Origin of the sequence: Halorubrum ezzemoulense (genome assembly GCF_004126515.1) — an archaeon.
Taxonomy (GTDB): Archaea; Halobacteriota; Halobacteria; order Halobacteriales; family Haloferacaceae; genus Halorubrum; species Halorubrum ezzemoulense.
Genome location: NZ_CP034940.1, coordinates 1234739 through 1250006, shown reverse-complemented (window position 1 = coordinate 1250006; position 15268 = coordinate 1234739). Strand labels below are relative to the sequence as shown.

Genomic DNA, 15268 nt, shown 5'->3' with positions numbered 1-15268 from the left:
ACGTCGCGGTTTCCCCGCTCACCGGTGGTTATCGGACGCGATAACTGTGCGAGAATCCTTATGAGGAGGACACGCCCACACCGGTACACGTGACACTCGAACAGTTTCTCGATCGCTTCGACGGCCCCGAGCGCTCCGTCGTCATCGTCAACCGGACCGACCCGGACCCCGTGCTGAACATGCTCGTGGACACGTTCGGCGACGACGCGGTGGGAGTGGTCGACGGCCGCGTGATCACCGGCTCGGGCGATCGACGAGTCACCGACGGCGCGGGGCCAGCCGGAGCCGCGAGCGGCGAGCGGACGCACGGTCTCACCGCCCGAGAACTGGCGACGACCGGCGTGCTCGACGATGACACCGGGACCGTCCCCTCCCTCGATGTCGAGGTGCTTCGCCGCCACGACGACGTTCCGTTCGACGGCGGCGACCCCGACGAGATCGAGAACCTCGTGCTGCTCATGGAGGGCGGCGAGGTGGTCGCCGGCTCGACGCTCGCCGAACTCGGCGACGCGGTGCTCTTCGTCAACTCGGACCTGTACGTCACCGGCAGCCGGTCCCTCGGCGACGTCGATCTCCCGTCGGTGATAAGCGGCCTCGGCGACGCGACGTTCACGCTCCGCGGGTATCCCGAATCGAACCGACAGAAGCTGCTCCTCATCACCATCTCGCGGTTCATCGAGCGCGCGGCGTGGGCCGCCGGCGACGGCACCCTGCGCTCGTCGTTCCAGCGGCTCTCGCGGATCGACGACGAGGTCGGCACGCGGAACGTCTACGAGCGCGTCACCGAGACCGCCGTCGACACGCACCTCTACGGGGTCCCCGACAGGCTCCCGGCGGACCTCGACGCCGTGATCCACGCCGGGAACGACCCGGACTTCACAGATAGCTGGTTCGTGGTGTACCGGCCGCCGGAGGGACCGCACTCGGCCGCGAGCGACCCGAGTAGCGACCTCAAGCGCGGTGTCGAGGGCGGCGTCGGACTCCTCGCGGTCGAGACGGAGCCGCGAGTCTGGCGCGGGCTATGGACGTTCGACGCCGACCGGATATCGCGGGTGAACCGGTACATCGAGCGGAACCTATAGCCTCGGTTACCATTTCTCACCGCGGGAGCCGCTCGTATCCAACCCGTGCGTTCATATTCTCGGAGCGGTGACGGGCGGCCATGTTCACGGAGCGGTCCGGTCTCCTCGACGACGGACGCCCGATGCGCGGATACGGGGTCGCGGTGACGCCCGGCCGCGACGGACCGCTCGTCTTCGTCGCCGGCTACGGCGAGCCGAATCGGCTGTACGCCCGGAAGGACGGCCGCTACGTCGACACCGCCTGCGGGATCGTCGCCGACGGGACGCGCCACGGGATGGGCGTGTGCGCGGCCGACCTCGACGCCGACGGCTGCGAGGAGGTGTACGTTCACAACTGCGCGCGCGGCGTCGACGGCGGCGACCCCGACCTCCTCTTGAGCCGACTGGAGGCCGACCGGTACCGCTGGACCGACGTGTTCGCGCGGGAGGTGAACGCCGACCGCCTCGACGTCCGCGCGGGCCGGTCGGTCGCGGCGCTCGACCGACTGGGGACCGGCCGGTACGGCGTCGCGGTCTCGGGCTACGCCGCCCCGCTCGCGTTCTACGAGCTCGGCGACGACGGCGAGGTGACCGACATGGCCGAGGCGGTCGGGCTGGAGGTCGACGGCGGCTGTCGGTCGCTGCTCGCGGTCCCGTACCGCTCCCGCGAGGGCGACCTGTTCGCGGGCGTCGAGGGGGGACCGAACCGGCTGTTCAGCAACCGCGACGGCCACTACGACCGCACGGACGGCGGTCCCGCCCTCTCCGATCCCAGCGGCGACACCCGCGGCGCGGCGGTCGTCGACGAGGGCGGGACGTTCGCGCTCGCGGTCGGCAACGAGGCCGCGCCCAGCCGCCTCCTGCGCTGTTCGCCGGCGGGCGGCTACGACGACGTGGCCCCCGCCCCGCTCCGCGAGGTGGGCGCGGTCCGGACGGTCGTCGCCGCGGACTTCGACAACGACGGGCGCGAGGAGCTCTTCTTCAACGTCTGCGGCGCGGAGAACCGGCTGTTCGAGCGCGTCGACCGCCCGGGCGAGCCGCCGGGGTGGGAGCCCGTCCCGCCCGGGCCGGCCGCGGAGCCGGACGGGTTCGGCACCGGCGCGGTCGCGGCCGACGTCGACGGCGACGGGGCCCTCGAACTCCTCGTCGTCCACGGCGAGGTCGCCGCGCAGCCGGTGACGGTGTACGGCGCCACGGACGCGCCCGACGCCGGCTGGCTCCGCGTGCGCCCGACGACGCGGCAGGGCGCGCCGGCGCGCGGCGCGGTCGTCACGCTGGAGACTGCCGACGGCGTCCAGCGGCGGGCGATCGACGCGGGCGGCGGCTGCCTCTGTCAGACGGAGCCGGTCGCGCACTTCGGGCTCGGCGGCGCGAAGCCGCTGCGCGTGGACGTGCGGTGGCCCGACGGCCGCGAGCGGACCGTCGTCGGGCCGAGCCCCGACCGAGAGATCACCGTCGAACACCCGTCGCGCAGGGCGACCGACCGCGACGCGCGAACGAGGCGGTAGCTGCCGGACCCGTCCCGCCGAGGGTCGGGCGTCGTCGTGGCCAGAACTGCCGCCCTTCGCGGGTTCAAGTGCCCCCGGACGTACGGGGAGGTATGGTAGATCCGACCTCGGACCTCGAGGAGGACGTCGACGAGGAGTCCGCGCCCGGGTGCGCCACGTGCGGCCAGCCGGCGCTGGGGAGCGGTCGTCGAACGATCACGTGGGTCGACGGCGACGACATCGTCCACCGACACTTCTGCTCGGAGTCGTGCCGCGAGGAGTGGGACGACGAGCGGCCGTCTGCGGGAGGGTAGCCGGGTCGGCGCGGGGGCGCCGCGACCGGACGCCGCGGTTCATTGCGGCGAAGACGGCGGCGGGAGGCTTTTTGCCCGCGGGGGTGGTAGCGTCCGGTATGATATCGCTCGACGAGGCCGTGACGGCCCGACTGGAGTCACACGGGGAGCGCTTCGAGGTCCTGATCGACCCCGACGCCGCGCTCGCGATCAAGCGCGGCGAGTTCGACGGTGACTTAGAGGAGGTCATCGCCGCGGAGGACGTCTTCGAGAACGCCTCGCGGGGCGACCGACCGGCAGAGGAGGATTTAGAGACCGTCTTCGGCACCACTGATCCGCTCTCGATCATTCCGGAGGTCGTCGAGCGCGGGGAGATACAGATCACCGCCGAGCAGCGCGCGGAGATGCAAGAGCGGAAGCACAATCAGCTGGTGACCACCATCACGCGCAACGCCGTGAACCCGCAGATGGACGACTCGCCGCACCCGCCCGAGCGGATCGAGCGCGCGCTGGATGAGGCCGGGTTCCAGATCGACCCGATGGAAGCGGTAGAGAACCAGGTCGACGACGCGCTCGACGCGCTGCGACCGGTGATCCCGATCCGGTTCGAGGAGGTGACGATGGCGGTCCAGCTCCCGGCCGACTACGCGGGGTCCGGACAGGCGCAGATCCGGGAGTTCGGCGACCTTGAGCGCGAGGAGTGGCAGAACGACGGCTCCTGGGTTGGGGTACTCACCTTCCCGGCCGGGCTCCAGAACGACCTCTACGACCTCGTCAACGAGATCACCTCGGGCGAGGGCGACGCCCGCGTGATCAAGGACAAAGACGAACTCCGGACCCGGTAACGGGTCCTGACGGCCCGGCGACGGCGACCGCGCCCGGAGAGCGACCGCAACGCCGACCGCGCTCGCGACACCGACCACGACGCGGACCGCGACTCTGCCCGTCGCCGCAGTTTCACCGCCTCCGAGAGGTTGATGTCCGCGGGGCGCGGTCTCGTATCGCATGCACCCACGCGCGGCGGAGTTCGAACGGCGGGCTCGGGAGCGGTACGGCGTCGAAATCGACGTGCTGGAGTTCGACGCCGGCACGGAGACGGCGGCCGCGGCGGCCGACGCGCTCGACCGCGAGACGGGCGCGATCGCGTCGACGATCGTCGTCTCGCTCTCCGGCGGCGACCGAGACGGAAGCCTCGTCGCCGCGATCACGAGCGGCGCGAACCGGCTTGACCTCGACGCCGTCGCCGACCACTTCGACGCCGACGACGCCGAGATGGGCGACCCGGGGCGCATCCGCGAGGTCGTCGGCTGGAGCATCGGCGGCGTGCCGCCGATCGGCCACGAAGCCGCGCTCCCGACGGTGTTCGACCCGACGCTCGCCGAGTACGACACCGTGTACGGCGCCGCCGGGACACCGAGCGCGGTGTTCGCGGTCGACCCCGAGACGCTCGCCGACCTCGCGGACGCCGCGGTCGTCGACCTCACCGAATGAGGCGGCGTCGCGCCGGGCCCGACGCCGCTCCGACTCCGGCGTTGTTAATCGACGGTCGGTTTCGGGGGCGAGATTATTAAGACTGGGTTATGAAATAATAACTTTTTTCTATTAATCTACGCTACAGATCGGTATGACTCACTCACGGCGGTCGGTGCTGCGGCGCGGTGCCGGGTTGGCGGTCGCGGGAACGGCGGCGTCGCTCGCGGGGTGTGCCGGGAACGGTGGCGGCGGCTCCGAGGGGTTCGAGTCCGGGTACGCCGCGTTCTTCACGCTCAACGACTGGGCCAACGAGGTCGCGGGCGACAACGCGAGCTTCGAGGACCCGGTCGACGTGGGCCAGCTCGGCCACGGGTGGACGCCCGACGGGACCCTCGCGGCGGACGTCGCGGCGACGGACGCGTTCGTCTACCTCGACAGTCCGGAGTTCGCGTGGGCGCAAGACCTGGCGGCGACGCTGGAGAGCGACTACGACACGGTCGCCACGGTCGACGTGCTTGACGGGCTCGAAGGCGATCTGCTCGAGTGGAACCACTCTCACGGGGAGAGCCACGACGGGGAGAGCCACGACGAGGAGGGCCACGACGAGGGGGACCACGACGGGCAGGGCCACGATGAGGGAGACCACGACAACGGGACCCGGTACGACCCCCACGTCTGGACGGACCCGGTCCTCGCGGCCGAGATGGTCGACACGATCGCGACCGGGCTGGGCGAGGCGGACCCGGACAACGCCGAGGCGTACGCCGCCAACGCCGAGGCGTACGCCGCGGATCTGGACGCGATCGACGACGCCCTCCGGTCGATCGCCGAGGACGCCGCGCGCGACGTGGCGGTGTTGGCGGGCCACAACTCTTTCCAGTACCTGGAGGCGCGCTACGGGTTCCGGCTCCGCTCGCCGGTGGGCGTCTCACCGCAGAACGAGCCGACCCAGTCGGAGATCGCCGACACGATCGACCTCGTCGACGCGGAGGGGATCGACGTGGTGCTGTACGACCGGTTCCAGTCGCCGCGGCTCGCCGAGTCGATCGTCGAGAACAGCGGCGCGGCGGAGGCGGTTCCCGTCACGCCGGCCGGGGGGACGACGCGGGAGTGGAACGACGCCGGGTACGGCTACCTCGAACAGATGACCGAGATCAACGTCCCGGCCTTCGAGCGGGCGTTCGGGGCGCAGTGACCGGCACGGTCGCCGGCGCGCCGAGCGACGCCCCGACCCGGCGGCGCGGCGACGGAGTAAAAGAGCTAAACGTGCGGCCGGTCCAGATGGGGCACACGAAGTGACCGCGATCGTCGACCTCGACGGCGTGACGTTCTCCTACGGCGACACCGTCGCCGTGAGAGACGTCTCTCTCACCGTCGAGGAGGCCGACTTCCTCGGGCTCGTCGGACCGAACGGCTCCGGGAAGACGACGCTGCTCCACCTCATGCTCGGCCTCCACGAGCCCGACGAGGGGTCCGTCGAGCTGTTCGGCCGGCCGGTCGACGAGTTCGACGACGGCGGCCGGATCGGCTACGTCTCCCAGAAGGCGACGAGCCGCGGCGGCGCGATGCCCGTCACCGTCCGTGAGTGCGTCACGATGGGGCGGTTCGCGCACGCCGGGCGAGGGCGGCTCTCCGCGGCCGACCGCGCAGCCGTCGCGGACGCCATCGAGACGGTCGGGGTCGGGGACCTGGCCGACCGGCTCGTCTCGGAGCTGTCCGGCGGGCAGAAGCAGCGAGCGTACATCGCTCGCGCCCTCGCGAGCGACGCGGACCTGCTCGCGCTCGACGAGCCGACGGTCGGCGTCGACGCCGAGTCGCGCGACGCGTTCTACGCCCTCCTCGACGAGCTCAACGAAGACGGGATTACGATCATCCTCATCGAACACGACATCGGCGTCGTCACCGACCGCGCGGACCGCATCGCCTGTATCAACACCGAGCTGTACCACCACGGGGACACGGAGTCGTTCGTCGATAGCGACGCCCTCGCGGAGGCGTACGGCGCGACCGGACAGGTCGTCCACCACCACCACTGATGACCGGGGAGACACCGGCCGACCGGGAGCGGGAGCGTCCGCGTCCGGACCGGACCGGCCGCGAACGAGGACTCCGCCGGACCGCGGAGCTCGCCGGGATCGGGCTCACGGGCGTCGTCGCGGCGGTCATGCTCTCGTTCCTCCTCCTCTACTGGACGCAGGACCTGCCGGTGGCGAGCGAGCTGTACGCCGCGTTCCGCTCGATGGGGCGCGCGATGGACGCCGCGTTCGGGACGAACGTCTTCCGACACCCGATCATGTGGCAGTCGATGGCGGTTGGCGTGCTCGTCGGGGTGGTCGCCCCGCTCGTCGGCTCCTTCCTCGTCCACCGCGAGATGGCGCTGATCGGCGAGACGCTCGCGCACACCGCGTTCGCCGGGGTCGCCGTCGGGATCCTCGTCACCTCCTCGACGGGGTGGAACGGCTCGCTGCTGCTCGTCGCGCTCGCGGTCGGCATCCTCGGGGCGCTCGGGGTCCAGTGGCTCACCGAGCGCACCGACGCGTACGGCGACGTACCCATCGCGATCATGCTCAGCGGGAGCTTCGCGGTCGGGACCCTGATCATCAGCTACGGCGACGGGCTCACCGGCGTGAACATCCAGGGGTACCTGTTCGGGAACCTCGCGGTCGTCACGCCGGAGGGCGCGCGCCTCATGGGAGCGCTCTCGCTGATCGTCGTCGCAGGCGTTGCGCTGACGTACAAGCAGCTCCTCTTCATCACCTTCGACGAGCAGGCCGCGCGGGTCGCCCAGCTGAACGTCACCGGCTACAATACCCTGCTCGTCGTGCTGACCGCGGTCGTCGTCGTCGGCGCGATGCAGGTGCTCGGCGTCATCCTCGTGGCGGCGATGCTCGTCGTCCCCGTCGCGGCCGCCTCGCAGGTGGCCCGGAGCTTCCGCGAGACGATGTACCTCGCCGTCATCTTCGGCCAGCTGTCGGTGATCGGCGGCTTCGCCGTTTCGATCGGACTCGGCCTCCCCTCCGGGGGGTCGATCGTCGTCACGGCCATCGCGGTGTACCTCGGCAGCATCGTCGGCTCCGGCTCCTCGGTGAAGGCGATCTCGTCGCACGGTTGACGGGTCGGACCGGCGGCCTCGGAGGCCGCAGGCGGCGGTCGTGCGCGGCTCGCGTCCGGTTTCCACAGACCCTTATGTCGCGGCCGCGACCGACGGATATGGGAGAGACAGAAACCTACACGGTCACCGGTCCCGACGGTGACGAGGAGTCGTTCGAACTGCCCGCCGGCCTCGTCGACGTGCTCAGCGAGCAGGGCGAGGCCGCGACCGCCGTGGTCTCAGACGTCGTCGTCCAGGCGATGGCCCAGCAGGCGCACGTCATCGTCCACCACAGCGAGGGCGACGTGCCCGAGGACATCGCGGAGATGAACGAGACGGCCGCGGAGCTGTTCGAGGAGCGGTTCGGGCAGTCGCTCGAAGACGCGCTCGGCCACTCGCACTGAGCGGGTCCGACGCGCCCCGGCACCCGAACGAGTTCGTCCGACCGGCCGCTTAAGCCGGTCGAGTCCCTACGTTTTCGCATGTCTACTGACCCGGACGGCGCGGACGCGCCGGTGTTGATCTTCGACGGCGACTGCCCGTACTGCTCGGTCGCCGCGGTCGCGCTCCGCCGGCTCGAGGGCGTCGTCGCGGTCCCGTGGGAGGCCGACCCGGTCGGCCCGTTCCTCGACGCGCAGTTCGGCTCGCGCCCGTTCGCGATGGTGCTCGTCGACCCGGTCGAGCGGCGGGTGTACGCGGGGCGGTCGGCCGCCGAGGAGCTGGCCGACCGCGCGGGAACGCCGGGCATCGTCGGCGGGCTCGTGCGCGACAACTACGACCGCATCGCCGACGTCGTCGGGACGCTGTCCGGCCGGGGCCGCGACCCTGCGGACGTCCACGACACCTACCGACTGGACGACGACGCGGGCGAGATGGTCGGGTCGCTCCGGGCGGCCGCCGACGAGGCGCCGACCGCGCTGTCGTGAGCGCGACCGGGACCGGGTCGCGGCCGGCGGGGGACGGATGACCGACGCCGACGGCGGCAGCTACACCCTCATCGTCGCCCTCGCGGCCGACGCCACGCTGTCGGCGGGCGCGCTCGGCGAACACCGTCTCCCGGCCGGCGCGTACGCGTACACGGGCAGCGCGCTCGGCGCCGGCGGGTTCTCGCGGGTCGACAGGCACCGGCGGACGGCGCGGGGCGACCACGACGTCCGCCACTGGCACGTCGACTACCTGCTCGGTCACCCGGCCGCGCGGATCGACCGCGTCGTGCGGAGCCTCGGCGTCGACGTCGAGTGTCCGGTCGCGGAGCGCCTACCCGCCGGCCCGGTAGACGGGTTCGGCGCCTCCGACTGCGACTGTCCGAGTCACCTCGCGGCAGGCGACGGGTCCGAGGCGGCCGAGGTGAGCGGACCCGACCGCGACGCGCTCAACGGCCTCGCGGAGCGCGCGCTGGCGGCGCACGAGGCCGCGGTCGCGGCCGCCGCCGACCCGGACGCGACCGTCGAGGTCGTCGCGGGCTCCGGAGAGTAACGGGCCGTGCGGTCGGCGGTCGTGCCGGTTCACGGGGCTGGAGGTCGTGTCGGTCTGCGCGGTCAGAGGTCGTACCGGTTCACGACCTGTCGCAGCTGCTCCTCGCGCCCGTTCATAGCGTCCTCGCGGAGCGCTTCCTCGTCGGCGGTCGGACAGTCGAGGTCGGGGACCGGCGTGGGGCGCCCGTCGTCGTCGTCGAGCGCGACGAAGGTGAAGTAGGAGGTGGTGGTCCGGCGCGTCTCGTCCGTGCGGGGATTCTCCGCGCGCACGTCGACCTTCACGTCGACGCTCGTCCGGCCGGTGTTGAACACGTATCCCTCGACGATCGCGACCTCGCCCATCTCGATCGGGGAGATGAAGTCGACGTGGTCCATCGACGCGGTGACCACCTGTCGGTTCGAGAACCGCATGCCGGCGATGGCGCCGCAGATGTCCATCCAGTGGAGCACGGCGCCCCCGAGCGCCCGGCCGAGGTTGTTCGTGTCGTTCGGGAGGAGCATCTCCGTCATCTCCGTGTGCGAGGAGGCGAGCGTCGCGGTCTCGTCCATGCCCGTGGTGGGAGATGCGGCAACTTGAACGACGGGCTTCGGCGCGGGCCCGCCGCCCGCCGAGTCCGGGGCCCCGGGCTCAGCGCTCCTCCGATGGGTCGCCGTCGCCGCTAAACTGGACCGAGTCGGGCGGTCGCCCCGCTTCGTCTATCACCTCGTCGGTGACGACGATCGGACAGTCGAGGCGCACGGCGAGCGCGAGCGCGTCGGAGGGACGGGCGTCGAAGACGAACCGCTCCGGCTCGCCCTCCTCGTAGCGCTCGGCGTCGACCTTCGCGTAGAAGGTGCCGTCGCGGAGGTCGTCGACGCGGACGCGGTCGATGGCGCCGCCGAACTCCGTGAGGATGTCAACGAGCAGGTCGTGCGTGAGCGGTCGGTCGAACGGTTCGCCCTCCAGCGCCATACCGATCGATCGGGCCTGGTCGCCGCTGACGAATATCGGGACGTACTCGTCGCGCGCGGAGAGGATCACCGCCGGGACGTCGCCGCTCGGCGCAGACCCCGCACCGACCCCGACGACCTCGGCTTCGTGTTCCATATCGGAACGTGGTGACGGCCGCTTGAATAGCTGTCCCACGCGCGTCCCGTTCGGTCCGCGACCCCCGCCGCCCTAGCTCGACGCTCGGTACCAGTACGCCCACGCCAGCGTGAAGACGAGCGCGGCGGCGACGAAGAAGACGACCCCCGGCTCGACGAGCGAGACCGCGTACTCCGCGAGCGGGCGGCCGACGAGGTCGACCGCACTGTCGGCGCCGTCGGCGGCGGTGTTCTGGTCGGGGACGCTCTCTATCGAGGGGCCGTCGGTGCTGGCCGTCCCAACGTCGTCACCGCCCGAGGCGCTCGTCCGCGGGTCCGCGAGCGAGCCGACCGCGAGGAGCCGCTGGGCGGCGACCGCGGCGAGTCCGATGATCCCGTACCCGCCGAGCAGACGCATGAGCGCGGTCTTGATCCCCGTCGACTCCTCGGAGCCGCCAGCGAACAGCACGAGCGGCTCGTCCGCTGCGGCGTACACGTCCATCTCGCGGCCCTTCTCGGAGTAGGCGGTGTCGACCACCTCCACGAGGTCGGCCTCGTCGAGCCGGGAGAGGTGGTACTGGACGTTCTGGAGCGAGGTGTCGACCTCGTCGGCGATCTCCGACTTCGTCGCCGGGCGGTCGTGGAGCGTCGAGAGGATCGCGCGCGCCGTCTCGGAGCCGAGGGCCGCGATGAGGTCGTCGGCCTCGTCGTCGTCGACGCCGACGACCCGGGGCTCGCGCTCCTCTGGCGTCGCGTCCGGCAGGGAGGGCAACAGCCGGGACATACGACATCCTGTGGCGCGTGAGGATACAAACTTGTTGGATCGTTGGGGACGGGGTCGACCCTGCCCGAGCGGGAGCCGGGACCGACGCACAAACCCTAAACGCGGTGACCGAGTACGTCGGGTGATGACAGAGACGTCACGGGGGACCGACGACGAGGCACCCCCGTCGACCGACAGACCGCCGCGCACCGACGGCGGCGACCTCGACCGGAATCCGGGCCGCGGACCCGCCGCCGACGGCGAGGGGAGCGTGACGGTCGTCGGGACCGCACACGTGTCGGAGCGCTCCGTCGACGAGGTCGAGGAGACGATAGAGCGGGAACGCCCCGACGTCGTCGCGGTCGAGCTCGACGAGGGGCGCTACCGCCAGATGAACGGCGAGACGCCCGACGACCTCGACGCCGGCGACCTGCTCAGGGGGAACACGGTGTTCCAGTTTCTGGCGTACTGGATGCTCTCGTACGTCCAGACCCAGCTCGGCGAGCGGTTCGATATCGAGCCGGGCGCCGATATGAAGGCCGCCGTTGACATCGCCGAGTCGCTCGGCATCGACGTCGCCTTGGTCGACCGCGACATCCAGACCACGATCCAACGCTTCTGGGCCCGCATGACGATCACGGAGAAGCTCCGGCTCGTCGGCGGGCTCGCGTTCGGCGTCAGCGACCCGCGGGTCGCCGGCGCGATCGGCGGGCTCCTGGTCGGGATCCTCGCCGGGCCGGCCATCGGCCTCTTCGGCGGCGCCGTCGGGATCACCGACGCGATCCTGACGAGCGTCGCCGCGGGCGTCCTCGTCGCGCTCGGCGTCGGGATCGCCGTCGACCAGGTCGGCTCGCTCGCGCTCTCTCCGGACCAGCGGCTCTACGCCGCGGTCGGCACCGGGCTCTCGACCGGCGTCGCCGCCGGGGTCACCGGGGCCGCGAACGGACCCGTCTCGGCGTACCTCGGCGGGTTCCCCGTTGCGGCGATCGGGGGCTTCGGGATCGGGATCGGCCTCGGTCTCGTCGTCGGCGCCGTCCTCGCGATCGCGGTCAGCGGGTTCGGCGGCGGCGAGGTGGACCCGGAGGCCGGGGGTATCGAGGAGCTGGACGCCGCGGACCTCACCGACACGGACGTGGTGACGATGATGATGGAGGAGTTCCGGCAGTTCTCCCCGGGCGGCGCGGAGGCGCTCATCGACGAGCGCGACGCGTTCATCGCCCACCGGCTCGTCGCGCTCCGCGAGGCCGGGCACGACGTGGTCGCCGTCGTCGGCGCGGGCCACCAGGCGGGGATCGAGCGGTACCTCGCCGAGCCCGCGACCCTCCCGGCGATGGACGACTTGGTCGGCGAGGAATCGGGACGCGGGCTCCCCTGGAAGAAGGCGATCGGCTACGCGATCACCGTCAGCTTCGTCGGCTTCTTCCTCCTGCTGGCGCTCGGCGGCGCCGGCAACGCGTTCCTGCTCCGGCTGTTCGGCGCGTGGTTCCTGATCAACGGCGTCTTCGCCTTCGCCTTCGCGAAGGTCGCCGGCGCACGCTGGCTCTCGGCGGGCGTCGGCGGCGCCGTCGCGTGGATGACCTCGATCAACCCGCTGCTCGCGCCCGGCTGGTTCACCGGCTACGTCGAACTGCGGAGCCTGACCGTGAACGTGGCGGACATCGGCGCGCTCAACGACCTGCTCGGCGACGAGACGCGGTCGGTCGGCGAGTTAGTCTCCGCGATGCTCGACGTGCCGCTGTTCCGGCTCATCGTCGTCGTCGCGATGACGAACGTCGGTAGCATCGTCGCGAGCTTCCTCTTCGCGGCGTACGTCATCCCGGCGATGTTCGGCGCCGAGGTCGGCGGCGTCGACGAGGTCGGGCGGCTGCTCGTCGAGGGCGCGGTCAACGGCGCCGACCTCGTGCGCGGCGCCGTGGGGGGGATCGCATGAGCGGCGGCGCGACGTTCTCGGGGCGGCGAATCGCGGGGCTCTACTTCAGCGGCGCGGAGCTCCGCGACCTGCTCGTCGCGTGGCTCGCCTTGGGCGTGGCGTTCACCCTGTTCTTCGTCGGCGGCTCGGCCGGGATCGGTCGCATCCTCGCCGCGGGCGTGATCCCGCCGCTGTTCGTCGGGCTCGCGACCGCTGGGGTCGCCTTCCTCCTCCACGAGGTCGCGCACAAGGTCGTCGCGGTCCACTACGACCAAGTCGCGGAGTTCCGCGCGGACAACAGCATGTTGTTCCTTGCCGTGATGAGCTCGCTCCTCGGGTTCATCTTCGCCGCGCCCGGCGCCGTCCACCACCGCGGGCGGCTGACGCCGCGGGAGCACGGGCATATCGCGCTCGCCGGCCCGGCCGTGAACCTCGGGCTGATGGCCGTGTTCTTCCCGCTGTTCGCGCTCGGCGGGCTCCTCGGCAGCGAACTCGTGACGATCCTCGGCGCGCGCGGCATCGCGATCAACGCGTTTCTCGCGGCGTTCAACCTCGTCCCGTATGGCCCGCTCGATGGGAAGACGGTGCTGTCGTGGAGCAAGCCGGTCTGGGCGGCCGTCTTCGTCCCCTCGGTCCTGCTCGCCGTCGGGCTCGTCTTCGTCGTCGGGCTCGGCTTCGGCGGCCCGTTCTGAGCCGCGGTCGGGCGACCGCCGCGCGTCCGGCGGCTTCGCCCGGAACGGTGCGTTTTTGCTCCGCCGGCGTGCCTCCACACACATGACCGAGGGCGACGGGAGCGGCGGCGGGGGACCGGACGGCGACGACGAACTCACCTACGCGGACGCGGGCGTCGATATCGACGCGAGCGAGGCCGCCACCGCCGCGCTGATCGGCGCGGTCGGCTCGGACTCCGACGCGGACGGCTCGGGGAGCGACTACGCGGGCCTCCTCGATATCGGCGACCGCTACCTCGCGCTCGCGACCGACGGCGTCGGGACGAAGCTCCTCGTCGCGGAGGCGCTCGGCGACTACTCCACGGTCGGCATCGACTGTATCGCGATGAACGTCAACGACCTCGTCGCGGCCGGGGTCCGCCCCGTCGCGTTCGTCGACTACCTCGCCGTCGACGAGCCGGACGAGCGGTTCGCCGAGCAGGTCGGCGAGGGGCTCGCTCGCGGCGCCGAGCTGGCGGACATCGAACTCGTCGGCGGCGAAACGGCCGTGATGCCGGATGTCGTCCGCGGGCTCGACCTGGCCGGTACGTGCGCGGGCCTCGCCGCGAAGGACGGCGTGTTCGACGGCCGCGCGGAGCCGGGCGACGCGCTCGTCGGCTGGCAGTCGTCGGGGATCCACTCGAACGGGCTCACGCTGGCCCGAGAGGCCGTCACGCGCGACCACGCCTACACGGATCCCTGCCCGTTCGGCGACTACGAGACGCTCGGCAACGCGCTGCTCGAACCGACCGCGATATACACCGACCTGCTCGACCCGATGCGCGACCACGGCGTCCGCGGCGCCGCCCACGTGACGGGCGGCGGCTGGACGAACCTCGACCGCCTCGGCGATCACCGCTACGTCGTCGACGACGCGTTCGACCCGCAGCCCGTCTTCGAGTTCGTCCGGTCCGAGGGGAACGTCTCCGACGAGGAGATGTACCGCACGTTCAACATGGGGACGGGGTTCGTCGCCGCGGTCGACGCCGACGCCGCGGACGCGCTGGCCGACGCGACCGACGGTCGCGTGATCGGCCGCGTCGAGGACGGCGCGGCGGACGCCGGAGGCGACGACGGGGCGAGCGTCGCGATCCGCGGGCTGGAGCTGTGAGCGGTCGCGTCCGAGGTACCGGCGATCGTTGCGGCCGCCGCGGAGCGGCGGCGGGGCGTGCCGCCGACTGACCCGTTATGACCGGCCACCGCGTAGGCCGAGTCAATGACGGACGGGGCCGTATCGGAGGAAGAGAGCGGGACCGAAGCCGACGGCTCCGAGGACGACGGGGACGGACGGGCCGAAGAGTCGGCGCACGTCGAGGACGTGCCGGACGGCGCGGGGTGTACGGAGATCTGGGAGCGACTGTCGGAGCGGCGCGAGGAGTGAGCTACTGCGACAACTGCGCCGCAATGTCCGCCTCCGTGATGATTCCGACCGTCTCCCCGCCGTCGGTGACCATCACCGCCTTGTAGTGGTCGAGGAGGTTCCGGACCTCGTCGACGGTCGCCGACGGCGCGACCGTCGGGAACGACTCGCTCATCACCTCGCTGACCGGGTGATCGCCGACGTTCTCGCCGGCGTGGACCACGTCGCCCTGGCTGATCGACCCGACGGGCACGCCGTTCTGGAGAACGGGGAGCTGCGAGTACGCCTCGGCCTCCATCAGATCGACCGCCTCGCCCACGGCGTCGTCGGGCGCGACGCTGATCACGGTCTCGTTCATCAGGTCGGCCGCGCGCACGACCTCGCCCTCCGCCTCTTGGAGGGCGTTGACGATCCGGCGCAGCGTCGAGAGCCGCGGGTCGACGTCGCCGCCCTCGATCCGCGCGATGAGTGGCTGGGAGACGTCCGCGGCGTCGGCGAGTTCGCTCTGGGTCAGCTCCAGCGCGGTCCGGCGCTCGCGGAGGTCCTGTGGCGTCGGCAGTTCCATGCCGGCTAATTACTTA

General features: G+C 71.6%; 19 protein-coding genes. 15 read left to right on the top strand and 4 right to left on the bottom strand.

The features are described from left to right. Positions 1-89: 89 nt before the first annotated feature. The 11 genes from EO776_RS06255 to EO776_RS06205 all read left to right on the top strand — a co-directional run bounded on the left by EO776_RS06255 (position 90) and on the right by EO776_RS06205 (position 8881). The gene (locus tag EO776_RS06255) at positions 90-1082 is read left to right on the top strand and encodes a hypothetical protein (RefSeq protein WP_049929843.1); all 993 of its coding nucleotides are present in this window, start codon (positions 90-92) and stop codon (positions 1080-1082) included. Between the two features lie 80 nt (positions 1083-1162). Continuing rightward, a complete protein-coding gene (locus EO776_RS06250; protein ID WP_094519532.1) occupies positions 1163-2569 on the top strand; it encodes a CRTAC1 family protein in 1407 nt (468 codons plus the stop codon). 92 nt (positions 2570-2661) lie between these two features. Further along, entirely contained in the window at positions 2662-2862 is a 201-nt protein-coding gene (locus EO776_RS06245) for a DUF7576 family protein (RefSeq protein WP_049929846.1), read from the top strand. Between the two features lie 98 nt (positions 2863-2960). Further along, positions 2961-3686, top strand: coding sequence for a ribosome assembly factor SBDS (locus tag EO776_RS06240; RefSeq protein WP_094579642.1), 726 nt, complete (start codon positions 2961-2963; stop codon positions 3684-3686). A gap of 160 nt (positions 3687-3846) precedes the next feature. After that, positions 3847-4332 (top strand): aminoacyl-tRNA deacylase, encoded by a 486-nt coding sequence (locus EO776_RS06235; protein WP_086220561.1) that lies wholly within the window; start codon positions 3847-3849, stop codon positions 4330-4332. 133 nt (positions 4333-4465) lie between these two features. Beyond that, positions 4466-5509 (top strand): metal ABC transporter substrate-binding protein, encoded by a 1044-nt coding sequence (locus EO776_RS06230; RefSeq protein ID WP_094519534.1) that lies wholly within the window; start codon positions 4466-4468, stop codon positions 5507-5509. A gap of 100 nt (positions 5510-5609) precedes the next feature. Beyond that, on the top strand, positions 5610-6350 hold the full coding sequence (locus EO776_RS06225) for a metal ABC transporter ATP-binding protein (RefSeq protein WP_094519535.1): 741 nt from the start codon (positions 5610-5612) through the stop codon (positions 6348-6350). Then, positions 6350-7426: a metal ABC transporter permease gene (locus EO776_RS06220; protein WP_049929856.1), complete on the top strand. Its 1077-nt coding sequence runs from the start codon at positions 6350-6352 to the stop codon at positions 7424-7426. The genes EO776_RS06225 and EO776_RS06220 overlap by 1 nt, the downstream gene beginning before the upstream one ends. 98 nt (positions 7427-7524) lie before the next feature. After that, complete coding sequence (locus tag EO776_RS06215; protein ID WP_049929859.1) at positions 7525-7809, top strand: DUF7545 family protein; 285 nt, start codon at positions 7525-7527, stop codon at positions 7807-7809. Positions 7810-7887: 78 nt separating this feature from the next. Then, a complete protein-coding gene (locus EO776_RS06210; protein ID WP_049929861.1) occupies positions 7888-8331 on the top strand; it encodes a thioredoxin domain-containing protein in 444 nt (147 codons plus the stop codon). 37 nt (positions 8332-8368) lie between these two features. Next, positions 8369-8881: a GIY-YIG nuclease family protein gene (locus tag EO776_RS06205; protein WP_086220563.1), complete on the top strand. Its 513-nt coding sequence runs from the start codon at positions 8369-8371 to the stop codon at positions 8879-8881. A 62-nt stretch (positions 8882-8943) separates the two neighbouring features. Here EO776_RS06205 and EO776_RS06200 read toward each other — a convergent pair whose 3' ends face one another. The 3 genes from EO776_RS06200 to EO776_RS06190 form a co-directional block, all read right to left on the bottom strand. After that, positions 8944-9429, bottom strand: a complete 486-nt coding sequence (locus EO776_RS06200) for an acyl-CoA thioesterase (RefSeq protein WP_100050356.1) — start codon at positions 9427-9429, stop codon at positions 8944-8946. Between the two features lie 79 nt (positions 9430-9508). Further along, positions 9509-9967, bottom strand: coding sequence for a bifunctional nuclease family protein (locus EO776_RS06195; protein WP_049929866.1), 459 nt, complete (start codon positions 9965-9967; stop codon positions 9509-9511). Positions 9968-10039: 72 nt separating this feature from the next. Beyond that, positions 10040-10729 carry an ArsR/SmtB family transcription factor gene (locus EO776_RS06190; RefSeq protein ID WP_049929867.1) on the bottom strand — a complete coding sequence of 230 codons (690 nt, stop codon included), beginning with the start codon at positions 10727-10729 and terminating at the stop codon, positions 10040-10042. Positions 10730-10853: 124 nt separating this feature from the next. Between EO776_RS06190 and EO776_RS06185 the strand changes: the two genes are divergently transcribed. The 4 genes from EO776_RS06185 (at position 10854) to EO776_RS18920 (ending at position 14708) form a co-directional block, all read left to right on the top strand. Beyond that, entirely contained in the window at positions 10854-12638 is a 1785-nt protein-coding gene (locus EO776_RS06185) for a TraB/GumN family protein (protein WP_094519536.1), read from the top strand. Next, complete coding sequence (locus tag EO776_RS06180; protein ID WP_086215691.1) at positions 12635-13309, top strand: zinc metalloprotease; 675 nt, start codon at positions 12635-12637, stop codon at positions 13307-13309. Before EO776_RS06185 ends, EO776_RS06180 begins: the two co-directional genes overlap by 4 nt. An 82-nt stretch (positions 13310-13391) precedes the next feature. Next, entirely contained in the window at positions 13392-14438 is a 1047-nt protein-coding gene (purM, locus tag EO776_RS06175) for a phosphoribosylformylglycinamidine cyclo-ligase (protein WP_049929871.1), read from the top strand. Between the two features lie 105 nt (positions 14439-14543). Continuing rightward, positions 14544-14708 carry a hypothetical protein gene (locus EO776_RS18920; protein ID WP_169514826.1) on the top strand — a complete coding sequence of 55 codons (165 nt, stop codon included), beginning with the start codon at positions 14544-14546 and terminating at the stop codon, positions 14706-14708. A gap of 1 nt (position 14709) precedes the next feature. Here the strand turns inward: EO776_RS18920 and EO776_RS06170 are convergent, their stop codons facing one another. After that, entirely contained in the window at positions 14710-15252 is a 543-nt protein-coding gene (locus tag EO776_RS06170) for a CBS domain-containing protein (RefSeq protein ID WP_049929872.1), read from the bottom strand. Positions 15253-15268 lie beyond the last annotated feature (16 nt).